At 71.4% G+C, this 22,685-nt stretch carries 22 protein-coding genes and 1 pseudogene; 7 read left to right on the top strand and 16 right to left on the bottom strand.

The features are described from left to right. Window positions 1-7: 7 nt before the first annotated feature. The 7 genes from ACQP0N_RS04380 to ACQP0N_RS04350 all read right to left on the bottom strand — a co-directional run bounded on the left by ACQP0N_RS04380 (window position 8) and on the right by ACQP0N_RS04350 (window position 7,057). Entirely contained in the window at window positions 8-1,615 is a 1,608-nt protein-coding gene (locus tag ACQP0N_RS04380) for a hypothetical protein (protein ID WP_433117738.1), read from the bottom strand. A 65-nt stretch (window positions 1,616-1,680) separates the two neighbouring features. Then, the gene (locus ACQP0N_RS04375; protein ID WP_433117736.1) at window positions 1,681-2,649 is read right to left on the bottom strand and encodes an NAD(P)/FAD-dependent oxidoreductase; all 969 of its coding nucleotides are present in this window, start codon (window positions 2,647-2,649) and stop codon (window positions 1,681-1,683) included. Window positions 2,650-2,754: 105 nt separating this feature from the next. Then, entirely contained in the window at window positions 2,755-3,408 is a 654-nt protein-coding gene (locus ACQP0N_RS04370; RefSeq protein WP_355048872.1) for a rhomboid family intramembrane serine protease, read from the bottom strand. A gap of 107 nt (window positions 3,409-3,515) precedes the next feature. After that, window positions 3,516-4,190, bottom strand: coding sequence for a lytic transglycosylase domain-containing protein (locus ACQP0N_RS04365; protein WP_355048873.1), 675 nt, complete (start codon window positions 4,188-4,190; stop codon window positions 3,516-3,518). 278 nt (window positions 4,191-4,468) lie between these two features. After that, window positions 4,469-5,884, bottom strand: coding sequence for a PhoH family protein (locus tag ACQP0N_RS04360; RefSeq protein WP_433117733.1), 1,416 nt, complete (start codon window positions 5,882-5,884; stop codon window positions 4,469-4,471). Between the two features lie 431 nt (window positions 5,885-6,315). After that, window positions 6,316-6,669: a hypothetical protein gene (locus ACQP0N_RS04355; protein WP_396800923.1), complete on the bottom strand. Its 354-nt coding sequence runs from the start codon at window positions 6,667-6,669 to the stop codon at window positions 6,316-6,318. Window positions 6,670-6,700: 31 nt separating this feature from the next. After that, on the bottom strand, window positions 6,701-7,057 hold the full coding sequence (locus tag ACQP0N_RS04350) for a hypothetical protein (RefSeq protein ID WP_355048876.1): 357 nt from the start codon (window positions 7,055-7,057) through the stop codon (window positions 6,701-6,703). 264 nt (window positions 7,058-7,321) lie between these two features. Here ACQP0N_RS04350 and ACQP0N_RS04345 point away from each other — a divergent pair, with 264 nt between their 5' ends. The 3 genes from ACQP0N_RS04345 to otsB all read left to right on the top strand — a co-directional run bounded on the left by ACQP0N_RS04345 (window position 7,322) and on the right by otsB (window position 9,173). Further along, complete coding sequence (locus ACQP0N_RS04345) at window positions 7,322-7,765, top strand: XRE family transcriptional regulator (RefSeq protein ID WP_355239439.1); 444 nt, start codon at window positions 7,322-7,324, stop codon at window positions 7,763-7,765. A gap of 162 nt (window positions 7,766-7,927) precedes the next feature. Then, a complete protein-coding gene (locus ACQP0N_RS04340) occupies window positions 7,928-8,281 on the top strand; it encodes a hypothetical protein (protein WP_355048878.1) in 354 nt (117 codons plus the stop codon). Window positions 8,282-8,348: 67 nt separating this feature from the next. Continuing rightward, the gene (gene otsB, locus ACQP0N_RS04335) at window positions 8,349-9,173 is read left to right on the top strand and encodes a trehalose-phosphatase (RefSeq protein WP_355048879.1); all 825 of its coding nucleotides are present in this window, start codon (window positions 8,349-8,351) and stop codon (window positions 9,171-9,173) included. Between the two features lie 5 nt (window positions 9,174-9,178). Here otsB and ACQP0N_RS04330 read toward each other — a convergent pair whose 3' ends face one another. The 4 genes and pseudogenes from ACQP0N_RS04330 to ACQP0N_RS04315 all read right to left on the bottom strand — a co-directional run bounded on the left by ACQP0N_RS04330 (window position 9,179) and on the right by ACQP0N_RS04315 (window position 14,368). Further along, entirely contained in the window at window positions 9,179-9,949 is a 771-nt protein-coding gene (locus tag ACQP0N_RS04330) for an isoprenyl transferase (RefSeq protein WP_355048880.1), read from the bottom strand. A gap of 31 nt (window positions 9,950-9,980) precedes the next feature. Then, window positions 9,981-11,122: pseudogene (locus ACQP0N_RS04325) on the bottom strand (NAD(P)/FAD-dependent oxidoreductase). A 503-nt stretch (window positions 11,123-11,625) separates the two neighbouring features. After that, window positions 11,626-12,486, bottom strand: a complete 861-nt coding sequence (locus ACQP0N_RS04320) for a hypothetical protein (RefSeq protein WP_433117729.1) — start codon at window positions 12,484-12,486, stop codon at window positions 11,626-11,628. 37 nt (window positions 12,487-12,523) lie between these two features. Continuing rightward, entirely contained in the window at window positions 12,524-14,368 is a 1,845-nt protein-coding gene (locus ACQP0N_RS04315) for a phosphoenolpyruvate carboxykinase (GTP) (protein ID WP_433117727.1), read from the bottom strand. Window positions 14,369-14,810: 442 nt separating this feature from the next. Between ACQP0N_RS04315 and ACQP0N_RS04310 the strand changes: the two genes are divergently transcribed. From ACQP0N_RS04310 to ACQP0N_RS04300, 3 genes are all read left to right on the top strand, one after another. Beyond that, window positions 14,811-15,347 (top strand): GtrA family protein, encoded by a 537-nt coding sequence (locus tag ACQP0N_RS04310; RefSeq protein ID WP_425733697.1) that lies wholly within the window; start codon window positions 14,811-14,813, stop codon window positions 15,345-15,347. A 63-nt stretch (window positions 15,348-15,410) separates the two neighbouring features. Continuing rightward, window positions 15,411-16,109 carry a GtrA family protein gene (locus ACQP0N_RS04305; protein WP_433117725.1) on the top strand — a complete coding sequence of 233 codons (699 nt, stop codon included), beginning with the start codon at window positions 15,411-15,413 and terminating at the stop codon, window positions 16,107-16,109. Continuing rightward, on the top strand, window positions 16,106-16,696 hold the full coding sequence (locus tag ACQP0N_RS04300; RefSeq protein WP_433117723.1) for a MaoC/PaaZ C-terminal domain-containing protein: 591 nt from the start codon (window positions 16,106-16,108) through the stop codon (window positions 16,694-16,696). The genes ACQP0N_RS04305 and ACQP0N_RS04300 overlap by 4 nt, the downstream gene beginning before the upstream one ends. Window positions 16,697-16,742: 46 nt before the next feature. On the opposite strand, the gene ACQP0N_RS04295 is transcribed toward ACQP0N_RS04300, so the two are convergent. Continuing rightward, on the bottom strand, window positions 16,743-17,315 hold the full coding sequence (locus tag ACQP0N_RS04295) for a PH domain-containing protein (protein ID WP_355048886.1): 573 nt from the start codon (window positions 17,313-17,315) through the stop codon (window positions 16,743-16,745). A 190-nt stretch (window positions 17,316-17,505) separates the two neighbouring features. Next, window positions 17,506-18,381 (bottom strand): biotin--[acetyl-CoA-carboxylase] ligase, encoded by an 876-nt coding sequence (locus ACQP0N_RS04290; RefSeq protein WP_433117721.1) that lies wholly within the window; start codon window positions 18,379-18,381, stop codon window positions 17,506-17,508. Between the two features lie 85 nt (window positions 18,382-18,466). Between ACQP0N_RS04290 and ACQP0N_RS04285 the strand changes: the two genes are divergently transcribed. Next, on the top strand, window positions 18,467-20,050 hold the full coding sequence (locus ACQP0N_RS04285) for an acyl-CoA carboxylase subunit beta (RefSeq protein ID WP_433117719.1): 1,584 nt from the start codon (window positions 18,467-18,469) through the stop codon (window positions 20,048-20,050). A gap of 169 nt (window positions 20,051-20,219) precedes the next feature. On the opposite strand, the gene ACQP0N_RS04280 is transcribed toward ACQP0N_RS04285, so the two are convergent. The 3 genes from ACQP0N_RS04280 to ACQP0N_RS04270 form a co-directional block, all read right to left on the bottom strand. Further along, window positions 20,220-21,083 (bottom strand): hypothetical protein, encoded by an 864-nt coding sequence (locus ACQP0N_RS04280; RefSeq protein ID WP_433117717.1) that lies wholly within the window; start codon window positions 21,081-21,083, stop codon window positions 20,220-20,222. Then, window positions 21,076-21,576 (bottom strand): SigE family RNA polymerase sigma factor, encoded by a 501-nt coding sequence (locus tag ACQP0N_RS04275; protein ID WP_433117715.1) that lies wholly within the window; start codon window positions 21,574-21,576, stop codon window positions 21,076-21,078. Before ACQP0N_RS04275 ends, ACQP0N_RS04280 begins: the two co-directional genes overlap by 8 nt. A gap of 62 nt (window positions 21,577-21,638) precedes the next feature. After that, a complete protein-coding gene (locus tag ACQP0N_RS04270; protein ID WP_433117713.1) occupies window positions 21,639-22,622 on the bottom strand; it encodes a ketopantoate reductase family protein in 984 nt (327 codons plus the stop codon). Between the last annotated feature and the right edge of the window lie 63 nt (window positions 22,623-22,685).

Raw genomic sequence — 22,685 nt, 5'->3', positions numbered from 1 at the left:
GAGTCGATCAAGGCGCAACCCGCGGCGGTAGGGGTTGGTAGGGCGGGTAGGGCGGCGAGTCGCGCCGGTTCTCTTCCCGGGCCGGGTCGGCCAGCCTCGCGAGCCGGACGGCCAGTAGCAGGCCCGGCACGGCGGCCAGCAGGGCCAGCGCGACCGGCACCCGGGCGTGACCTGGGGTGCCGTTCAGCCAGCCGGCGAGGGGCAGTCCGGCCAGGAACGCGGTGAACATGAGGTTGCCGACGGCCCATCCGACCCAACGGCCCGGAGCGCTGCCGAGCCACGGGACCAGGAGCAGGCCCGTCACTGCCAGAGCGCCCAACGGCAGGATGACGAACAGCGTCACGACCACGACGCCGGTGTCGTCGCCACGGGGCCAGACGGACTCCAGCACGAGCGCGGCCAGCAGGATCGGCAGGCTACCGGCGATTCCCCACCAGCGGCTTCCTCCACCACGTCGGATCGCCAGGTGACCGGCCACCACGGTGACCGCGCAGCCGAGCAGCAACGCGAGCGTGACGGCGAGTAGCAGATCCGTCTCGCGTTGCACCAGCCCGTCGTCGTCGAGAGCCGGCGGATCGCTCTGGTAGACACTGCCGTCGGACGGGCCGAGGTGGCCGTCACGCCGCCACTCGCCGTCGGACAGGCGGCGCAGGAAGCCGTCCCGACCATTCGCGACGAGCACCTCGTGGCCCCCGCCGGAGTGTGGATAGACGGCCAGTTCCCGGGAGGAGAAGTGCCGACGCACGTCGTCCGGGCTCGGGTATCGGCGGGCCAGCGCCTCGCGCCGTTCGTCCGACACCTCCCAGGCGATCTGCCAGGTGACTCCGGCGTCGTCGCTCTGCTCCACCCGCAGGTGCCCGGGGACCACCCGGTAGCAGCGCCGGGGCTCGTCCGGCGCGCACGCCTGCCGGCGCGGGGAGTCCTGGGCCCGCAGTAGTTGCACCTCGGCCTCAGTGGGGATTCGCCAGGTGGTCGCCCCGTCGTCACTGACCGACCACACGCCGTCGGCCGGGCCGTCGGGCCAGTTCCCCTCGGAGCCCATGCCGGCCGCGATCGCCGGGGCACCGTCCAGCGTCGTGACGCCCAGCGCATAGGGGTAGCGGGCCATGCTGGTGGCGGCCACCGCCAACACCGCCGGCGGCAACACGACAAGCAGTCGGACCAGCCGGGCCGTCCGGTGCCGCACCGGCCGCACCCGGGCCCGGATCCAGCTCCACCACGCCAGGCCGAGCGCCGGCAGCGCGAACAGGTCGGTCCGGTCGGCCCGGACCAGTGACGGTCCCGCCAGCGCGGTCCAGGCCGAGGAGGCCAGCTCAGCGGCGTACCCACTGGATTTGACCACCGCGAACCCGGCACCCACCGCGACCAGGCCGACCAGCGCGGCCCTGCGGGCCGGCAGCCGCGGCACCAGCAGCGTGAGCAGCACCGCGACCAGCGGCGGAGCGAGCACCAGGCCCGCCACGTCGCTCAGCTTGCCCGTCACCAGCCCCGGAAACGCCGCCTTCCACAGACGGTCGTTGAGGACCAGCAGGACCAGCGCGAGCAGGGTCGTCGGATGGCAGAGCCACGCCAGCGTCGTGGGCGCGCCATCACGTGCCTTCCCGGTCCCCGTCATCACCTCAGGGTCCATTCGATCCGTCTCGATCCGGACACGGACCGGTCAGTGTGCGATACCGACGGTCAGCCCGCGTCGGAGGAGTGCCCGGGGAACAGGTGCGCGCCCGGGTCGATGGCGACCGCCGCGTTGTTGACCGCCGTGGCGGCCTCGCCGAAGCCGGTGGCGATCAGGCGCACCTTGCCCGGGTACTCGGTGATGTCGCCGGCCGCGAAGACCCGCGGCAGGTTCGTCGCCATCGCGCTGTCCACCACGATGTGCCGGCGGTCGAGCCGGAGCCCCCATTCGGCGAGGGGGCCGAGGTCGGCGGTGAAGCCGAGGGCGGCGACCACCGTGTCCACCGGAAGGGTCTCGGCCGCGCCGCCGCGCACGGTCACCTCGGCGCCGGTCACCGTGGCGTCCCCAATCAGGCGGGTGACCTCGGCGTTCACGATCACCCGCACCGGCAGCGACAGCACCCGGGCGACCGTCGAGGCGTGCGCCCGGAACTTCTCCCGGCGGTGCACGAGGGTCACCGAGCGGGCCAGCGGTTGCAGGGCCAGCGCCCAGTCGAAGGCGGAGTCGCCGCCGCCGACGATGAGCACGTCCCGGTCGGTCAACTCCGCCGGGTCGGTCACGAAGTAGACGATGCCGGCACCGGGGGCGCCGTCGGCGCAGGGCAGCGGCCGTGGGCTGAAGCTGCCGAGCCCGCCGGTGACCACGACCGCGCCGCAGCCCAGCTGCTCACCGCCGGCCAGGCCGAGCACCGGCCGGTCATCGGTGTACGACAGCTTCTCGGCCCGCGTGCCGAGCAGGTACCGCGGAGCGAAGGGCGCCGCCTGGGCGACCAGGTTGGCGACCAGGTCACGGCCCTTGACGGCGGGGAAACCGGCCACGTCGAGGATCAGCTTCTCCGGATACATGGCGGTGACCTGGCCGCCCGGCTCGGGAAGCGCGTCGATCACCGCCACGGACAGGCCCCGGAACCCCGCGTAGTACGCGGCGAAGAGACCGGCGGGACCGGCCCCGATCACGGCGACATCGACCTCGCGCATGGCGTACCGTCGCTTTCCGCTCGCGGATCAACGCGTGCTGATCTCGACGGTAGGCGGGGCACAGCGGTCGGGCAAGCATGTCCCAGAGGCGCGCCGACGAGCGCGTCAGGGCAGGCTGAGGGTCGACCCCGAGTAGTCCGGACCGTCCACCATGGGCCGACGGCGACGGAACAGGATCGCGGCCACCACGCCGCCGAGCAGCCCGAACAGGTGCCCCTGCCAGGAGATCCGCTCGTCGGTGGGGAGGATGCCGACGAGCTGCCAGCCGTACAGCAGGCCGACGAGCAGGAAGACGGCGAAGTTCCACCAACTGCGCTCGACGATGCCGCGGGTGAGCAGGATGCCCAGGTAACCGAAGATCACCCCGCTCGCGCCGACCACCACCGAGTTGGGCGAGCCGGTGAACCAGACCCCGAGGCCGGAGACCAGGATGATGACCAGGGTCGACCACAGGAACCGGCGCGCGCCGGCGGCCAGCACGAAGGTGCCCAGCAGGATCAGCGGGATGCTGTTGCTGTAGAGGTGGTCGAAGCCGTGGTGCAGGAACGGCGAGAAGAAGACACCGTCGAGGCCGTCGATACGGTGCGGGATGATGCCGGCGGTCGCGTCCAGACCGAACGCGAGCCCCTGGTCGATCGCCTCGATGAGGAAGAGGAACGGGACCACCGCGCACATGGCGACGAAGGCCCGGCCGAGGGAGGCGTAGAACGCCTCGGTGCCGAACCGGAAAGGGTCGCCGCTTGGCGGGTGCAGGCTCACCCCCCAACTGCTATCAGCAAAAGGGGCCGACCGCCACTCACGTCCCGACCGGGGTACGCGCGACGGCGGGGCGGGTGGTCGCCCACCCGCCCCGCCGTCGTACGTCGTCAGTAGTGGTTGTTGTTCTGGAAGTAGGTCCAGGCGCCACAGGGCGTCTTGTACTTGCCCTTGATGTAGCCCAGGCCCCAGATGATCTGGGTGGCCGGGTTCGTCCGCCAGTCGTCGGCGACCGTGCCCATCTTGCTGCCCGGCAGTGACTGTGGAATGCCGTACGCGCCGATGGGGTTGGCGGCCTTGTGGTTCCAGCCGCTCTCCTTGGTCCAGAGCTTCTCCAGGCAGGGGAACTCGGCGATGCCGAAGCCCTTCTCGAGCATCAGCGCACAACCGATCTTGCGGTTGCCGCTGTACTCCGCGCAGGACGCCGGGATCGGCCCGTCGTACGGCTTGGCGGCCTTCTCCGCGGCCTCGCGCTCGCGCTTACGCGACGCGGCGGCGGCCTCGGCCCTGCGGGCCCGCTCGGCGGCCTCCTTGGCCGCCTGGGCCGCCCGCAGCTTGGCCTGGTACTCGGCGGCCCGCTGCCGGGCGAACGCGACCTGGTGGTTGGCCTGGCGCTCACGCTGGTAGGAGAGGTCGACGCGGTCGACCTCGACGCCGACCTGCGCGGTCAGGCCCTGCTGCTGAGTTTCCCGATCTTCGCCCAGGTAGAAGCCACCCGCGACGCCCACGGAGAGCAACGCGACAGCGGCCGTACGGGCACCCAACCGGCTCCACAGCCGACTCACGAAGTGGTCCCTTCGTCGGGGGCAAGGACACGGCGCGGCGCCGGGCCACGTCAGCCCTCGGCCGTGCCGTGAGCGCCCCGACCGGTGAGCCGGTCGCGCCGACGCACCGATCGCCACTGATGCCGCCCTGACCTCGGGCAAGCGATCATCAGCGATGCCTGTGGTGCGTGGGCGCTCGTGGGACACCATCGCGCACAGTGAGGCACATGGGAAACCGACCGCGCCATTTGTGACCTGCGCCACACTAAAAATAGGGACGAAAGGCTACGAAACCCCCATCACTGCGGGATGTCCTCAAGCAGATCCGTCACCATCGCAGCGATCGGCGACCGCTCCGAACGGCTGAGCGTGACGTGGGCGAAGAGCGGATGCCCCTTCAACGCCTCGATCACCGCGGTCACACCGTCGTGCCGGCCGACCCGCAGATTGTCCCGCTGGGCCACGTCGTGGGTGAGCACCACCCGGGACCCCTGCCCGATCCGGGACAGCACAGTGAGCAGCACCCCGCGCTCCAACGACTGGGCCTCGTCCACGATCACGTAGGCGTCGTGCAGGCTGCGCCCCCGGATGTGGGTCAGCGGCAGCACCTCGAGGATGCCCCGCGAGGTGACCTCCTCCAGCACGTTCTCGTGCACGACCGCGCCGAGCGTGTCGAAGACCGCCTGCGCCCAGGGCGACATCTTCTCCGACTCCGAACCGGGCAGATAGCCCAACTCCTGACCACCGACGGCGTAGAGCGGGCGGAAGACGATCACCTTCTTGTGCCGGCGACGCTCCATCACGGCCTCCAGGCCGGCGCAGAGCGCCAACGCCGACTTGCCGGTGCCGGCCCGGCCGCCGAGCGAGACGATCCCGATCGTCTCGTCGAGCAGCAGGTCGAGGGCGATCCGCTGCTCGGCCGAGCGGCCGTGCAGCCCGAACGCCTCACGGTCGCCCCGGACCAGGCGGACCGACTTGTCGGGCAGCACCCGCCCGAGCGCCGAACCGCGCGCCGAGTGCAGCACCAGCCCGGTGTGGCAGGACAGCCCGGCCGCCTCGTCCAGGTCGAGCGTCTCGCCCGCGTACAACTGGCCGATCTGCTCCTCGCTCAACTCCATCTCCGACATGCCGGTCCAGGTCGGGTCACTGGCCTGACCGTGGCGGTACTCGTCGGCGCGCAGACCCACCGAGGCGGCCTTGACCCGCAGCGGCATGTCCTTGCTGACCAGCGTGACGTCCCGCCCCTCGGCGGCGAGGTTGAGCGCCACCGACAGGATCCGGGCGTCGTTGCTCTCGGTGCGGAACCCGGGGGGCAGTACGCCGTCGTCGGTGTGGTTCAGCTCCACCCGCAGCGTCCCGCCCGCGTCGTTGGCGGGTACCGGTCGGTCGAGGCGGCCGTGCCGGACGCGCAGTTCGTCGAGCATCCGCAACGACTGCCGGGCGAACCAGCCCAGCTCCGGATGGTGCCGCTTGCCCTCCAACTCGGTGATGACCACCAGTGGCAGCACCACCTCGTGCTCGGCGAAGCGGTGGAACGCCGCCGGGTCGGACAGCAGCACAGAGGTGTCGAGAACGAAGGCCTGCCCCGCTGGTCGGGGCTCCTTGTTCTCGGCCGGCGCGGCGTCCGCCGCACGGCGGCTCCGGGCGGCGCGGCGGGTCGTGGCAGTCGCGGCCGGGGTCTGGTCGGCACCGGCGGTGGTACGGCGAGTCGTCACAGGCCTGCTCCGACGGATGGGCACCCGGCCACCCGTTTTCCGCCTCGTCCGGTGCCCGGAGGGGTCGGATGCGGAACCCCGTGCGCGAGGTCGCAGATCCGGGTGGACCGGCTGGCTCGGGAGAACCCCGCGCCATGCCTAGACGCTAGCGGCGCAGGACCGTCCCGGCTAGGGGCGATCGTGGATCTCCGGAGACGGCCGTGTGAACAGCGCCGAACGGACGAGCCGGCGCGGGACGACGCGCGTGTCCGTCAACGTGGCGGCAGGGCGCGGCGAGCCGGCCGGGATGCATGCCCCCTGCGCGCATCCCGGCCGGCGGGGCCGCCGTCACCGGTCTGACGTGGCCCCGACGGTGCGTGTCCGCCACGGACGACGCACCGCGTTCCCGCGGGCCGGTCGGCGGGACGCTCGGGGGCGACCCGCCAGCCGGCTCAGCCGGTTCGTCGGACGAGCGTGCCGGTCGGGTGCCGCCCGGTGATCGGGGCGGCCGGCGCGGTGAACGACGAGCCGGTGTAGGTGGTGCCGGGGCGGGCCACCGCGTCGGGGCGGACGACCGTGCCGGCGGAGCGGACGGCCCCCGGGGAGGCGACCGACAACGCGGAGGCGATCGCCGCCTGGGCGTCGCGACGGCGGCGGTTCCAGGCGCCCCGGTCCCCGTCGAAGTAACCCTGGCGGTAGCCGAAGCGATAGCCGATGCGGTAGCTGAGCTGGCCGTGCAGGCGGCCGGCGGCGTAGCTGGTGGCACCGAGCACCAGGACGAGGAAGACCACGAGGAACGGGCTCATCGGGCGCCCCCCGCCCGGCCCGGACGCCGGCTCATCGCTCCTCCGGCTCGACCGTGGTGGGGTCGGCCGTGGGGTCCGCGACCAGCAGCCGGTCCAGGTCGTCGGTGCTGACCTCCTCGACCAGCTCGACGGTGATCCGACAGCCGTCCAGCACGACCTCGGCGACCGAGGATCGACGGATCTCCCCGCCGGCGTCGTAGACCCGGACGCTCAACTCGGGGCAGCCGAGGTGGGTACGCCAGGCGTTCCACTCGGTGCGGTCGCCGACGCTCAGCGACAGGTATCGGCAACCTCGGGCAAGGTAGAGGCGCCACGGGGCACTCAGCCCCGCTGCCACTCCCTCGGCGATCAGCCCGAAGGCCTGGGCTCGGGTGGCGAGCTCGGTCACCACACCCCCTCGGCACCGGGGGCATGACGCATGTGAGCACCAGTCGTCTCATGCACGTGACACACCGTAGATTGTCCCATGAGCGTGACAGTATCAGCTTTTCGTCCCCTTACATTCGCCACGACGGGCATCTATTCTGCCCGGGTGACACCCCTCGAAAGCGGCGCTGGATCGTTGGTTACGAATCCGAGAGCGCCGTCACGTCCGCGTGACAGCAGCGTGCCTGGGCAAACACCCGCCGACGGGTGGTCGTACCGTCACGGGGTGACCGAGACGGCCAACGCGCGAAAAATCGCCTTCGCCACCTTCGTTCGGCGCGCCCTCGACGAGGCGCGGGCCACGCGCGCCTGGAGCGGCACCGAGGTGTCACGGCGCACCGGCGTCTCCCGGCAGACCATCAACCGGTGGGTCCGGGGCGACTGGGCCAGCGACCCCGAGGCCGAACGGGTGGTCGCCTTCTGCGAGGGCCTGGGACTGAACCCCGCCGCCGCCTTCGCCGCGCTGGGTTGGGACCGCACCGCCAGCGGCCCCCGCGCCGGACAGCCGGCCCCTCCGATGGACCCGGACGTGGAGGCCCTGCTGCGCCGCCTGGTCGACCCGAACGTGTCGGACGCGGAGAAGTTCCACATCCGCGAAACCATTAGATACCTCGCATACCGCCCAACGTTGCCGGTCGATGTCCGAAAAAGAGGCAATCAGGCCGGGTAGTTCCTCAGATGGCGAAAGAACGCCTGGTCAGGTTCATTCGTTTCGCTCCGGGGCAGGAACGGGCACGCTAGCGTCCCTATTCGTACTGCTTGGGCTCGTCATCGGCGGGGGGACGGGACAAGGCCGAACCTAGCCCTGCGGGACAGAAGGAGGGGTCTGTCCATGACCCTGAAGTGGTGGGGAGTCGTGGTCGCCACGGTGTCGATGACACTGTGGGCGACCGGCAACGTGGTGACCCTCGCGGTCAACGGTGGGCAGCTGCCGCTGCTCGTCAACCTTCTCGCGCTCACCAGCGCCGGCACGGCGGTCATCCTGGCCGTCGTCGCGGAACTGCACGAGCGGCTCAACGACCGGATCAGCGCGCTCACCGAGTTCCTGGTGGCGCGCCTCAACGAAATCGAGACCCACACCGGGGATCGCAACACCGGGTTCGTGGAGGGCTACCTGCTCAGCCACGGACAGGAGGCGGCGGTGGTGCCGTTCGGCCGCCGTGGACGAGGGGCCGCCGAACGCTGACCGAGCGCCGCCGAGTGGGTCCGCTCGGCCAGGAATGAGCCTCCAACGCCGGGGTACGCTGACGCGCGTGCCGCCGTTGAATCTGGGCAACCACCAGCCAAGGACCCCGTTGAACGCCGACCAGGCATGGCAGATAACCGCCGGCCGGGCCGGTGGGACCGTGCTCTTCTTCGACTTCGACGGCACACTCGCGCCCGTCGACGACGATCCGACGGCGGTCCGTCCCGCGCCCAACGCGCTCGCCGCGATCGAGGCGCTGGCCCCGGTGGTGCAGCGGATCGCGATCGTCTCCGCGCGGCCCGTCGAGTTCCTCCGCGACCGCCTCGGCGAGCTTAGTGGCGTGGACCTGTACGGCCTCTACGGCCTGGAGCACAGCCACTCCGGTGGCGAGACCGTCACCGAGCCCACCGCCCTACCCTGGGTGCCCACCATGGCCGAGCTGGCCGACCTGGCTCGGGAGGAGCTGCCGCCCGGCGCCCTCGTCGAGTTCAAGCGGCTCTCCGTCGCGCTGCACTGGCGTACGGCCCCGCAGCTCGGTGCGACGGTGCAGCAGTGGGGTCAGGCGCAGGCCGACCGCCTGGGGCTGCGGGTGCAGGCCGGTCGGATGGTGCTGGAGCTCAAGCCACCGGTCGACCGGGACAAGGGGATGGTGATCGGCGAGGTGGTCCAGAGCGCCAGCGGCGCCTGGTACTTCGGCGACGACGTCTCCGACATCAAGGCGTTCGCGGCGCTGCGCGCCCGCGCCGAGGGCGACCCGGACTTCTTCGGTGTCTGTGTGGCCGTGGCCAACCCGGAGACCGGCCAGGAGGTGGCCGACGCGGCCGACCTGACCATCGAGTCACCGGCCGCGCTGGGGGACTTCCTGACCCGGGCCCTGGACCAGCTGCCCTGAGGCCCTCAAGCGCCGTAGCGGCGCTGGCGGGTGGCGTACGAGCGAAGTGCCCGCAGGAAGTCGATGTGCCGGAAGTCCGGCCAGTTCAGCTCGCAGAAGTAGAACTCCGAGTGCGCGGACTGCCACAGCATGAACCCGGACAGTCGCTGCTCCCCACTCGTGCGGATGACCAGGTCGGGGTCGGGCTGGCCACGGGTGTAGAGGTGTTCGGCGATGTGCTCGACGTCCAGCACCTCGGCCAGCTCCTCCAGGGTGCCGCCGGTTGCCGCGTGCTCCAGCAGCAGCGAGCGGACGGCATCGGTGATCTCCCGCCGGCCGCCGTAGCCGACCGCGATGTTGACCTCCGCGCCGCCGCTGCGGTCCCGGGTACGCTCCTCGGCGCCCTTGAGCGCCGCGGCAGTCTGGGCGGGCAGCAGGTCGAGCGCGCCGACGATGCGCAACCGCCAGGGGTTGCCCTCCTCCGCCAGCTCCACCACCAGGTCCTCGATGATCTGCAGCAGCGGGTCCAGCTCGCTGGCCGGGCGCCGCAGGTTGTCGGTGGCGAGGAGGTAGAGCGTGACGTGGCCGATACCGGCCTGGTCACACCACCCGAGGACGTGCTTGATCTTCGCGGCGCCGACCCGGTGCCCGTCGTTCGGGTCGACGTAGCCCATCTCGCGGGCCCACCGGCGGTTGCCGTCGCACATCACCCCGACGTGCCGGGGCACCGGCTTGCCCGCGAGCTTCGCGGTGAGCCGGCGCTCGTACACGGAGTAGATAAGGTTCCGCAGCGTCATCACCTAGCAGCGTAGCGACCCGCCCGCCGGATCACCCCTTCGGAGGGCGATCCCCGCCGGACAGTTCGATGCCGATCATGCCCAGCGTACGAGCGGTGAGCCGCCCGTCGCCAAGCCCCAACTCGACCACGTCGTCGAACACCCGGTCGTCCCGACGGGCCGCGCGGACAGCGGCGTCGACCACTCGTCGCCGCCGCGCCAGCCAGGCGGCCACCGAACTGTGGCGCAGATGTGTGCCGAGGCGGCGACTCAGACCCGCGGCGTAGCGGCGAGCCGCCGCCTCCGGTTCGCGAGCCGCAGCGGCCCCGGCCAACGCCCCGGAGAGCAGCGCGTAGAAGATGCCCTCCCCGGTGAACGGATTGATCAGCGACAGGGCGTCGCCGGCCAGCAGGGTGCGGTCCCGACCCGGCGCCGGCCGGTGCGTGGACAGCGGCAGATGGTGGGCGCGCAACGCGGTCACCGTCGACAGGTCGGTGCCGGGCAGCAGGGCGGCCAACCGATCCAGCAGGTAGGCGCGGCTCAGCGGCTCGCCGCGCAGCACCTCCCCGTACCCGACGTTCGCCCGCCCGTCGCCGATCGGAAACGACCAGGCGTACGCGGGCCAGCGCGCCTTGGAGGTCACGATGAGCTGCTCGGGTGGGCCGGGCAGCGCGGGCGCGTACCCACGGATGGCCAGCGCGAGGTGCCGGTCGGGGTTGACGGGGTGGCCGAGGGCCCGGCGCACCACCGACCCGGCGCCGTCTGCGCCCACCACCACCCGGCCGGATACCTCGCCGTCGAGCACCACCCGGTCGCCACGCGGCTGGACCCGCCGGACGCTGTGCCGACGCAGCTGCGCGCCGGCGGCCACCGCCGCGGCCACCAGCCGCGCGTCGAAGACCTCCGGGGCACGGTGTACGCCGGCCGGGGCAGCGCCCGAGCCACCGCCTGGCCGCCCGGCGCGACCATCCGCAGCGCGGGCAGCGGGGCGTACCCGGCCACCGCCTCGGTCACGCCCAACTCGGTGAGGACGTCCACCGAATGCGCGGCGATCCCGTCGCCACACGCCTTGTCCCGGGGAAAGTCGGCACGGTCCAGCAGCAACACGCTGGCACCCGCCCGGCGGGCCGTCAGGGCGGCGGCCGCCCCGGCCGGCCCGGCACCGACCACCACCACGTCGAACTCGTCGCTCACCGCGCGCCTCCCTCCGACCGGGGCGGCACGGCTCGTACCCGTCCCGCCCGGCGATCACCTGGGCCGTCGACACCGGCCACGGTGACCGACGTCACCCGCCATCCTGCCCCCTGACCGCCCGCCCACACGGCCGCCGCACTGCCGCATGGCTGCCACCCGCCCACACGGCTGCCGCGCTGCCGCCCGCCGGCCTCCCCTTGGTCCTTTGCTCTGCTTCCCCCCACGCAACACTCTGCGTCCGATTACCGGACGCCAGGTGTTGCGCCCGTTGAAGCAGAGCAAAGGGTGCGCACCCACCACCCGCACCCCCGGGCGCGACCGGGTGACCTGTCGCCCGGACCGGCGGGTTCGCACCGGCACCCGTGCCGTCTGGTGCGCTGCCTGTCGGGCTGCCCCATGGATGGGGCAGGGCAGGGGCCCCGACCGCGCGCTGCCGCTGGGGGTACGGGGGCGACGGTCCATATCCGGCCAACCCCGCCAGCCCCAATGCCTCGCGCGGGCTTTCAGACGGGGATGGCAGCGTCGGACGCCCGCGCCGCCCGGCGTAGGCCGTAGAGGGTCAGGGTTGCGGCGGCCACCAGCGGGGCGCCGTCGCGGATCAGGCCGTCCAGGCCCAGCAGCCACCAGCACAGCGGCAGGTCCACCGCGAGTACGCCCAGCGTGACGACGACCAGCAGGGTCCGCGCCCAGTCCTTGCCGCGCATCAGGAACGCGGTGCAGAACAGCACGGCGTAGCTGGCCGCGATGCCGGCGCCGAACCAGAACAGCACGGCCGGCACCGCGGAGAGGCGATCGTCCAGGATGGCGCCCCCGGCCACCAGCGCCGGCACCAGCATCAGCGGGCTATAGGTGAACGCCGCCACGCGGCTGGTCAACAACCACGCGCTCGCCTGCGGCCGGCGCGGAGGCGTCTCCCGCCACGAGATGCCGGTCTTGTCGATGACCAGTCGGGGCCGGTGCCGAACCAGGTGCCCGGCGAGCGCCGACGAGCGGTAGAGCAGCCAGACCACCGCCACACACAGCGCGGTGAGCGCGGCGAAACCGAGCAGTCCCGGCAGCGGCGGCACTGCCTGCCGGGGCACGATCAGCCGGCCGACGGCGAAGATCGTGGTGACCGCGAGGATCAACCCGAACGGGCGGGCCGCCGTCCGGCCCCTGCGCACGTGCCCGATCAGCAGCAGAAAGCCGAACGAGCGCAGCATGGCCCAGCCGGTGCGGACGGCCAGACCGAAGCCCTGCTCCGGGGCGTACCACCAATTGAGCAGCTCGACCACGACGGTGGCCGCCGCTGTCGTCGCGAACAGGAGGGTGAGCGCCCGGACGGCGGACGGCCGCCGGACCTCGGTCTCGGCGGCCGTCCTCATGGGATCCGTTGTTGCCCGCGGCGGGCGATGTTCACACCTAGCGCTGGGGCTGCGCCGCGTCCAGCCGGGCACGCAGCGCGTCCAGCTCGGCCCAGAGCACGCCGGGCAGCTTGTCACCGAACTTCTCGAACCACTCAGTGATCATCGGCAGCTCGTTGCGCCACTCGTCCGGGTCGACCTTCAGCGCGATCCGGACGTCCTCCGGAGTCATGTCCAGCCCCTCGACGTCGAGCGCGTCCTGCGCCGGCACCATGCCCACCGGGGTCTCGACCGCGTCGGCCGTGCCCTCGATCCGCTCGACGACCCACTTGAGCACCCGGGAGTTCTCCCCGAAGCCCGGCCACAGGAACGAGCCGTCCGGGTCCTTGCGGAACCAGTTGACGTAGTAGATCTTCGGCAGCTTGGCCTCGTCGCCGTCGGTGCCCTTGCCCATCTCGATCCAGTGCCGGAAGTAGTCGCCCGCGTGGTAGCCGATGAAGGGCAGCATCGCCATCGGGTCACGGCGGACCACGCCCACCGCGCCGGACGCGGCGGCCGTCGTCTCGGACGAGAGCGTCGCGCCCATGTAGACGCCGTGCACCCAGTCGCGGGCCTCGGTCACCAGCGGGATGGTGTCCTTGCGACGGCCACCGAAGAGGATCGCGTCGATCGGTACGCCGTTCGGGTCGAAGTACTCGTCGGCGAGGATCGGGCACTGCGTGATCGGGGTGCAGAACCGGCTGTTCGCGTGCGAGGAGAGGCTGTCGCTCTCCGGCGTCCAGTCGTTGCCCTTCCAGTCGATCAGGTGCGCCGGGGGCTCCCCCATGCCCTCCCACCAGACGTCACCGTCGTCGGTGAGGCCCACGTTGGTGAAGACCGAGTTGCCGCGGTCCAGCGTGCGCATGGCGTTGGCGTTGGTCTTCCAGTCGGTGCCGGGCGCGACGCCGAAAAGGCCGTACTCCGGGTTGACCGCGTAGAGCCGGCCGTCCGGGCCGAACCGCATCCAGGCGATGTCGTCGCCGATGGTCTCGACCTTCCAGCCCGGGATGGTCGGCTCCACCATGGCCAGGTTGGTCTTACCGCAGGCGGACGGGAAGGCCCCGGCGATGTGGTGGACCTTGCCCTCCGGCGAGGTGATCTTGAGGATGAGCATGTGCTCGGCGAGCCAACCCTCGTCCCGGCCCATCACGCTGGCGATACGCAGCGAGTAGCACTTCTTGCCGAGCAGCGAGTTACCGCCGTAACCGGAGCCGTACGACCAGATCTCGCGGGTCTCCGGGAAGTGCGAGATGTACTTGGTCTCGTTGCAGGGCCACGGCACGTCCTGCTGGCCCGGGGCGAGCGGGGCGCCGATCGAGTGCAGCGCGTGCACGAAGTCCGCGTCGTCGCCCATCGCCTCGAGGATCGCCGCGCCCATCCGGGTCATGATGCGCATCGACGCCACCACGTACGGGCTGTCGGTGATCTCGACGCCGAACATCGGGCTCTCGGCCTCGACCGGGCCCATGACGAACGGGATGACGTACATGGTGCGACCGCGCATCGATCCGCGGTACAGCTCGGTCATCGTCCGCTTCATCTCGGCCGGCGCCATCCAGTTGTTGGTGGGGCCGGCGTCCGCCTCGTCGACGGAACAGATGTAGGTGCGCTCCTCGACCCGTGCGACGTCGGACGGGTCGGTGCGCGCGTAGAACGAGTTCGGCTTCTTCTCCGGGTTCAACCGGATGAGGGTGCCGGCCTCGACCAGCTCATCGGTGAGGCGACGCCACTCCTCGTCGGACCCGTCCACCCACACGACCCGGTCGGGGGTGGTCAGTTCCGCGACCTCACGGACCCAGGCAAGCAGTTTCGGGTGGGACGTCGGGGCCTGATCGATACCCCGCACTACAGCCGGAGCAACCATGACACATCTCCTTGTGGTCGACGCTGACCGATCTATGGGATGCACGAGTCTCAGCGACGCGAAGCGCCGCCTTCGTGGAAACCTGGGATTGGGCTCAGCGTAAACCGGGCAGCCTTCCGAGTCAGTGGGACTGGTTGTGAAGAACTGCACAAGGTACGGCCACGCTGCGGCATCACGATCTGATACCCGCTTTCCTGCGCAGTTTCACGCAAATCTTGTTGTGCACCCCCGGTCGACGCGTGTTGCGGTCGGGCCGTCAACCCACCCTGCCGACCGGTTCGCGGATTCCCGTTCCGAGCCGCGTCAGTCCTCCCTTCTGGTTACGCTGCGTTCAACGGCGGCACACCGGCTGACAGGGCCGCCATAGGCGACGATGTCCCCCTCGCCGTTGCTCCCCCGCCGACGCGTCCACAGCCGGTAGGCTCGCCCCGTGGCCGCCACGATGACCGGGGAGCAACCGGGCCCCCGGCAGACCCGACCGGGTCTGGTCCGCGCACTGGTCGACCGTTTCGGTCACCTCGTGCGCGAGTTGAGCAAGTTCGCCACGGTGGGCGGGATCGCTTTCCTCGTCGACTTCGCGCTCTTCAACTACCTGACGACGGCGCGCGGCATGGAGCAGGTGACGGCCAAGACCATCTCGACCGTGATCGCCGCGACCTTCGCCTTCCTGGGCAACCGCTTCTGGACCTGGCGGCACCGCCAGCGCAGCAACCCGGCGCGGGAGTACGCGCTGTTCTTCTTCTTCAACGCTGTCGGCCTGGGGATCGCGGTGGGATGCCTCGCGATCAGCCGCTACGGGCTCGGCAGCATCTGGCCCGCCGTCTTCCAGACCCAACTGGCCGACAACATCGCCAGCTTCGTCGTGGGCACCGGCCTCGGGACGCTGTTCCGATTCTGGTCCTACCGGCGGTTCGTCTTCGTCGAAGCGGGAACTCCGGTCGTTCCGCAGGTGGAGGACGACCGGGATCACGGGGCGTGACCTGCCGCCCACCTCGTCCGGCCGGTGACCGCCGGCTCTACCGACTGCCCTAAGGTGTTTCGCATGCGTCTTGTCCGTCTGCTGCCTGAGCGCTGGCAGAAGTTCATCCACGAGGCGCTCAAATTCGGCATCGTCGGCGGCATCAACACCGTCATCAATTACGCGGTGTTCAATGTCCTTGCACTTACCGTTTTCGTCAACGGTCAGTTGAAGGCGACCGTGATCGCGACGATCGTCGCCACGATCACGTCGTATCTGATGAATCGCCACTGGACGTACCGGGATCGCCCGAAATCGGCGCTTCGTCGGGAGTACGTCCTGTTCTTCCTGTTCAACGGTGCCGGCCTGCTCATCGAACTGGGCGCGGTCGCGGCGGCCAAGTACGGCCTCGGCGTACACGGCCTGCTGGCGCTGAACGTGGCGAAGACCGCCGGTGTCCTGCTGGCCACCCTGTTCCGCTTCTGGTCCTACCGGACCTTCGTCTTCCAGCCCGTCACGCCGGACGAGGACGACACGAAGACCGAGCCCACCTGGCACGACATCCCGCGCGACGAGTGGGACACCATGGCCGAGATGGACCCGGTCGCCGAGCTGGCCGAATCGGTCTCCGAGCTGGAAGAGGCGCAGTCCGCCGACCGGCCCGGCCCGACACCCGGCCCGACCGGCGCCGCTCCCGTGCAGGGGCGACCGATGACCGCCGACCTGGACGCGGAACTCGCCGCGGAGCTGCACGCCGGCACGCGTCGCGCACCCCGCCGGTGACGGCTCCCGTCTCCCGCTCCGGCACCGGAGCGCCCGCCGAGCTGTTCTTCGAGGACCTCGTCCCGGGACTCACCGTCGACCTCGGGACGGTGACCGTGGACGGCGACGAGATGCGGGCCTTCGCCCGGCGCTTCGACCCGCAGTGGTACCACGTCGACCCGGAGCTGGCCGAGGCCAGTCAGTACGGCGGGGTCATCGCCAGCGGCTTCTACACGGTCAGCCTGTTCATGCGGGCGTACGTCGATCACCTGCTGTCCCGCGCGGCGGCGGACGCCTCCCCCGGCCTGGAGGAGTTGCGGTGGCTCGCCCCGGTCCGTGCCGGCGACCGCCTCGCCGTCCGGGTCGACGTGATGGGCGCGCGCCCCTCGGACGCTCGCGCCGGGCTCGGCACCGTCATCCTCACCGGCACCATGCTCCGCCTCGGCCCGGACAACCGGCCCGAGCAGGAGGTGCTGCGGACGCGCTTCCGCGGCTGGTTCGCGCTACGGCCGGTCGAGACAGACCCCGAGGCCGGGCCGTCCTCGACCGAACCGACTCCTGTTGCTGCTCCTGCTCCGGCGGAGCCGGCTACGGCAGAGCAGGCCTGACCACTCCGACCCCGTCCTCGGGCCGGAGTGGTCAACGCCGATCGGCTCAGCTCGTGGTGTCGCGCAGCGGCTTGCCCTCGCGCATGTCGGCGAGGATGTCGCGCATCTCCCCGTCGCCGAGCGAGTGCTTGTCGTGCTGCGCCTCGACCAGTTCGTAGAGGGTGGTCTGCACCCGGCCGACCCCCGGTACGTCCTTGAGCACCGACTGGCCGCGTTCGCCGGCGGACTCGATGGTGAGGGTGCCGCAGCCGAGCAGCCGCTCGAAGAAGTGCTGGTTCATCGAGTGGTCGTTGATCCGGGTGAGCGGAAGGTCCCGCCGGTCCCGGGAGAACACACCCTGCTGCAACAGCACGCGCTCGTTGGTGAACAGGTAATGGGTGGTACGCCAGACCAGGAACGGCCACAGACCGAGCCAGAGAACCGCGATCAGGCCGATCGCGCCGATCACGGCCAACGCGATCGAACCGCCGGAACTCTCGGGCAGCAGGAGCACGCCGACCACCACGGCGGCGATGGCGAGGACCAGCACCAGGATCGGCCGGACCAGAGCCTTCCAGTGCGGGTGTAGGTGCAGCACGACGTGCTCGTCCTTCGTGAGCACGTCTTCGGGGAACGCCACGACAACCTCCAACGCCTTTTCTTCGACGCGCCGACCGTAAACCCCGAAAGCCCTTCGGCGACATCCGCCACGCGGCCCCACCCGAGCTTCCGCGATCTTGCACTTTCGGTCACCGTTACGCGGCCTTGAGCCCGGTACGCCACGACAGAAAGTGCAAGATCGCCGCGAGCAGGGGGCTAGCGCAGGGGGGCTAGCGCAGGTGGAGGACGTCTCCGGCGGCGATGGATCGGGTTTCGGTGGGGGTTTTCAGCTGGAGTTGGCCGTCGGCGTCGATTCCGGTTGCGGTGCCGGTTTGGGTCTCGCCGTTGGGCAGCAGGACCCGTACCTCGCGACCGATCGTCGCGCAGGACTCCAGGTAGGCGTCCCGCAGGCCACTCGCCTGGGCGTCCCCGCCAGCGGTGCGCCAGCGGTCGTACCAGTCCGCCACCGAGCGCAGCAGCGCCCGGAGCAGCGGATCCCGGTCGGTGGCCGCCGCGCCGGCCAGTTGCAGCGAGGTGGCCGGCAACCCGGTCGGGTTCACCGGCAGCTCGTCGGCCCGCAGGGTCACGTTGAGGCCGATGCCGAGGACGATGGCGGGCGGTTGGGCCGGCGAACGCCCCGGCACCGCCTCGGCCAGCACACCGGCACACTTCGCGTCGCCGATCAGCAGATCGTTGGGCCACTTCAGAGCGGCGTCCAGCTCCGCCAGCCGGGCCACCGCCTCGACCAGCGCGACGCCCGCGAGAAGCGGCAGCCAGCCGTACCCCGTGGGTGCGACGGCCGCCCACCCACGGTCCGGCGCGGCCTCGCCGGGCCGCAGCAGGACGCTGGTGGCGATGCCCGCGCGCGGCGGCGACTGCCAGATCCGACCGCGCCGACCCCGCCCGGCGGTCTGCCGCTCCGCGACCACGACCAGCCCTTCCGGCTCGCCCGCGGCGGCGGCCTCGGACACGTCCGCGTTCGTGGAGCCCGTCTCGGCGTGCAGCTCCAGGCGGGCCCAGGGTCCGTTCGGCGCGACCAGCGCGCGCCGCAGCCGGGCCGCCGACAGCGGCGGTCGGTCCAGATCGGTGTACGGGGAGCCCGGCATTCCGTCAGCCTACGGCGGCGACCGGTGCCGGCGTTGAGGCGTACTACACAGACGCTCCCACCTGAACCATCGTTATATTCCCTGGGTGACTACCGAGACCGGGACCAACATCCACAGCACTGCCGGCAAGCTGGCGGACCTGGAGCGCCGGGTCGACGAGGCGGTGCACGCCGGGTCGGCGCGCGCGGTCGAGAAGCAGCACGCCCGGGGCAAGAAGACCGCCCGCGAGCGGATCGACATGCTGCTCGACGAGGGCTCCTTCGTCGAGCTGGACGAGCTGGCCCGGCACCGGTCCACCGCCTTCGGACTGGAGCGCAACCGCCCGTACGGCGACGGCGTGGTGACCGGCTACGGCACGGTCGACGGCCGGCAGGTGTGCGTCTTCGCCCAGGACTTCACCGTCTTCGGCGGCTCCCTCGGCGAGGTCTTCGGCGAGAAGATCGTCAAGGTGATGGACCTCGCCATGAAGATCGGTTGCCCGGTGATCGGCATCAACGACTCCGGCGGCGCCCGCATCCAGGAGGGCGTGGTGTCGCTCGGCCGGTACGGGGAGATCTTCTTCCGGAACGTCCGGGCGTCCGGGGTCATCCCGCAGATCTCGCTGGTGATGGGGCCCTGCGCCGGCGGCGCGGTCTACTCCCCGGCGGTCACCGACTTCACCGTCATGGTCGACCAGACCTCCCACATGTTCATCACCGGTCCCGACGTGATCAAGACGGTCACCGGCGAGGACGTCGGGATGGAGGAGCTGGGCGGGGCCCGTACGCACAACACGCGCAGCGGCAACGCGCACTACCTCGCCAGCGACGAGGACGACGCGGTCGACTACGTCAAGGCGCTGCTGTCGTACCTACCGTCGAACAACCTCGACGAGCCGGTCGTCTTTCCCGTCGACGCGGATCTCGACGTCACCGACGAGGACCGGGAGCTGGACACGCTGATCCCGGACTCGGCCAACCAGCCGTACGACATCCACACCGTCATCGAGCACGTCCTGGACGACGGGGAGTTCCTGGAGGTCCAGCCGCTCTACGCGCAGAACATCGTCATCGGCTACGGCCGGGTGGAGGGACGGCCGGTCGGCGTGGTCGCCAACCAGCCGATGCACTTCGCCGGCACCCTGGACATCGCCGCCTCCGAGAAGGCCGCCCGGTTCGTGCGTACCTGCGACGCCTTCAACATTCCGGTGCTGACCTTCGTCGACGTGCCCGGGTTCCTGCCCGGCACCGGCCAGGAGTGGGACGGCATCATCCGTCGGGGCGCCAAGCTCATCTACGCGTACGCCGAGGCGACCGTCCCGAAGGTCACCGTGATCACCCGCAAGGCCTACGGCGGGGCGTACGACGTGATGGGCTCGAAGCACCTCGGCGCGGACCTGAACTTCGCGTGGCCGACCGCGCAGATCGCCGTGATGGGCGCCCAGGGAGCGGTGAACATCCTCTACCGCTCCGAGCTGGCCGGCGCCGAGGATCCGGCGGCGGTCCGGGCCCAGAAGATCGCCGAGTACGAGGACACCCTGGCCAACCCGTACGTGGCGGCCGAGCGCGGGTACGTCGACTCGGTGATCGCGCCGCACGAGACGCGCACGCAGATCGTCCGGGCGCTGCGCGTCCTGCGCACGAAGCGCGAAACCCTGCCCCCGAAGAAGCACGGCAACATCCCGCTCTGACCCCGGCTTGATCGCGGCGCCGCGTGCTCCCGGCGCGGCCTTGGTCGCGCCCCGGCTTGATCGCGCGTCCCGGCTTGATCCGCGCAACTTCGGGGAAACTGCTGCTTCCCGGCGCCGGAAGGCAGCAACATCCCCGAAGTTGCGCGGATCCACGCCGCGCGGCCGGCAGTCAGCAGGCCGGGTTGGCGGCGGCGCACAGTCGTCCGGCGGCCACCCGGCCCAGCGCCTCCAGATCCGCGTCGCGCAGTCCCAGGTCCGGACTGGCTTCCAGCACCGTCACCAGGTCGCCGACGCGGACCACCACGGTCATCCCGACCGGGGTGGGACGCTGGAGCGTCCTACCGGTGGGCGGGCCGTCGGGGGCGAACGCGACGTGCCGCACCAGAATCGACTCGTCACCGGCGAAGTTGCTCGCCGCCGTCTCCCAGGCGTGCCTGCTCTCGTTCAACGTCGTCTCGCCAGCCGCCACGACGGACTGGACAGAATGCCAGTCGGGGCAGGCGTCGAGCAGCGCCCCCAGGTGAGTGAAGAGTCGCGCGCCGACCAGCGGATCGAGTCGATAGACGTCCTGACTGAGTTCGACCCGCGCCGGAGCGCGGCCTTCCTTGGTGGGCGACAACAGGGTCTGCGAGCGCGAGTATCGGGAGTACGCGGGAACCGCCGGCACGCCCCGGTCGTCGCCGCACCTCTGCAATGTCGGGTCCAATTGGACGGCCTCACCGAGGCCGGCTTCACCGAGCGGCACGACGCTGCCCACCGGCACCTCGGTGACCGGCAGTAGGGAGTCGAGTGGGATCTCCGCCCGGGCGGGGCTCTGCGACGACGCGGGCACGGCGGCATCGGGCGGAGCCGACGTGCGCTCCTTGAGCGCATATACCGGCCCGGTCACCGCCGCGAGCACGGCGACGGTCGCCAGCGCCACTGTACGACGACTGCGGCGGCGGGCCCGGGCCCGGATCTCCTGCGGCTCCGGCCACTGCACGTCACTCAGGTCGAGCTGGATCCGATCGATGAACGTCGGGTCGTCACGCATCGGTGGCCTCCTCCAGGTCAGAGACGGCGAGCAGGCCGGCGAGCGCGGCGCGCCCCCGGGAGAGGCGGGCCTTGACGGTGCCGACCGGGGCGGCGGTCTCCCTCGCCACTTCGGCGACCGGCATGCCCACCAGGTAGTACAGGGCGATGGCGACGCGCTGCTCCTCGGGCAGCCGGCGCAGCGCGGCGACCACCTCCACGGTGTCGGTGCCCGGCCCGGGGACGGTCTCCGTCGCGCCGTGCCGCAGGTACGCGCGGGCGCGACTGCGCAGGCTGCGCCACCGGCTGACGGCGATGCGGCTGGCCACCACCCGTACCCACGCCTCCGGGTCGTCGTACCCGCTGATCGTCGACCACCGCTGCCACGCCCGGATGTACGCCTCCTGCACCGCGTCCTGGGCCTCGATGCGATCGCCGGTGAGGGCGTAGACGAAACCGAGCAGCCGTTGTCGGCTCCCCCGGTAGAACTCGTCGAACCCGTCGACGTCCGGCACCCGCTACCTCCCCGTGTCGGTCGCAGGGAACACGCACCGGGCGGGGCCGTCGGTTGCCCCGTTCAGGCGATCATCTTCTCCAGCTCGGCGAGCGGGAACGCGCCGGCCGCGATCCGCTTGCGGGCGGCCTGCCGGACGGCCCGCTGCACGGCCACGTTGGCGGGCGTCGGTACGCTGTGCAGCCGGCCGAGCAGCGCGACCTCCCCGTTGAGGTGGTCGACCTCGGTCGAGCCGGTGCCCCGGGCGAGGCTCTGCCAGGTGGAGCCGCCGGACCGGTCGGCGCCGCCGACCGGGCGCTGCTGGACCAGGTCACCGCGTTCGGCCCGCTCCTCCGCCGGGGAGGTGTGCGGGATACCGGCGGCGGCGAGCGCGGCGACGCCCTCGGCGCGTACCCGCTCGACGAGGGCGTCCGGGATGTCCTCCCCGAGCAGCGCCTGAAGGCCGTTGCCGAGGTTGCTGAGCAGCTTGCCGTACTTCCAGCGCAGCACGTCCTCGCGGACCGGCGCGACGAAACCGGCGGCGGTCAGGTCGGCGGCGATCGCCCGGTCGGTGTCGTCGGCGCCGCCCGGATAGCGGCCGATGTGGAGCATGCCGGGGTGCGGGTGTCCGTTCGCCACCACCACGCCCGGGTCCAGGTGGGTGGCCGGCAGCCAGACGCAGACCGGGTGCACGTCGGCGAAGAGCCGCAGGGCGGCCCGCTCGTTCGCCACCCCGTTCTGCGCGGTGACCAGCGGCAGCCGCTCGCCGGCCGTACCACCGCCGGCGACCGGGGCGTCCACCCACGTCGCCAGCGCGGCCTCGGTGTCCTGCGACTTGACGGTGAGCACCAGCACCGTGTCGGCGGGCAGCGGCCGGTCGTCCGGGCCGTCGACGGCGGCGAGCCGGGCGGTCACGTCGCCGTCGGGCTGCCGCAGCGTCAGGCCGCGCTCCCGGATCGCGTCCAGGTGCGCGCCGCGGGCCACCAGGGTCACGTCCCGGTCGGCCTGCGCCAGCCTTACGCCGATGGTCCCGCCAACCGCGCCCGCCCCGATGATCACGTATCGCATGGGCCCATTCTGCCCGCCGCCCCGCGGCACCCCGTCGATCATGGAGTCATGGTGCCCGAATGC

The organism is Micromonospora sp. CA-246542 (genome assembly GCF_050942905.1).
Classification (GTDB): Bacteria; Actinomycetota; Actinomycetes; order Mycobacteriales; family Micromonosporaceae; genus Micromonospora.
This window is presented reverse-complemented; position numbering and strand designations above follow the sequence as displayed.

Excerpts from the sequence above, each read along its gene's own strand:
- ACQP0N_RS04290 (WP_433117721.1), bottom strand. The coding sequence starts at position 18,381 with ATGCCGGGCTCCCCGTACACCGATCTGGACCGACCGCCGCTGTCGGCG.
- ACQP0N_RS04375 (WP_433117736.1), bottom strand. The coding sequence starts at position 2,649 with ATGCGCGAGGTCGATGTCGCCGTGATCGGGGCCGGTCCCGCCGGTCTC.
- ACQP0N_RS04305 (WP_433117725.1), top strand. The coding sequence starts at position 15,411 with ATGCGTCTTGTCCGTCTGCTGCCTGAGCGCTGGCAGAAGTTCATCCAC.
- ACQP0N_RS04310 (WP_425733697.1), top strand. The coding sequence starts at position 14,811 with ATGACCGGGGAGCAACCGGGCCCCCGGCAGACCCGACCGGGTCTGGTC.
- ACQP0N_RS04380 (WP_433117738.1), bottom strand. The coding sequence starts at position 1,615 with ATGACGGGGACCGGGAAGGCACGTGATGGCGCGCCCACGACGCTGGCG.
- ACQP0N_RS04340 (WP_355048878.1), top strand. The coding sequence starts at position 7,928 with ATGACCCTGAAGTGGTGGGGAGTCGTGGTCGCCACGGTGTCGATGACA.
- ACQP0N_RS04315 (WP_433117727.1), bottom strand. The coding sequence starts at position 14,368 with ATGGTTGCTCCGGCTGTAGTGCGGGGTATCGATCAGGCCCCGACGTCC.
- ACQP0N_RS04355 (WP_396800923.1), bottom strand. The coding sequence starts at position 6,669 with ATGAGCCCGTTCCTCGTGGTCTTCCTCGTCCTGGTGCTCGGTGCCACC.
- ACQP0N_RS04330 (WP_355048880.1), bottom strand. The coding sequence starts at position 9,949 with ATGACGCTGCGGAACCTTATCTACTCCGTGTACGAGCGCCGGCTCACC.
- ACQP0N_RS04320 (WP_433117729.1), bottom strand. The coding sequence starts at position 12,486 with ATGAGGACGGCCGCCGAGACCGAGGTCCGGCGGCCGTCCGCCGTCCGG.
- ACQP0N_RS04280 (WP_433117717.1), bottom strand. The coding sequence starts at position 21,083 with ATGCGTGACGACCCGACGTTCATCGATCGGATCCAGCTCGACCTGAGT.
- ACQP0N_RS04270 (WP_433117713.1), bottom strand. The coding sequence starts at position 22,622 with ATGCGATACGTGATCATCGGGGCGGGCGCGGTTGGCGGGACCATCGGC.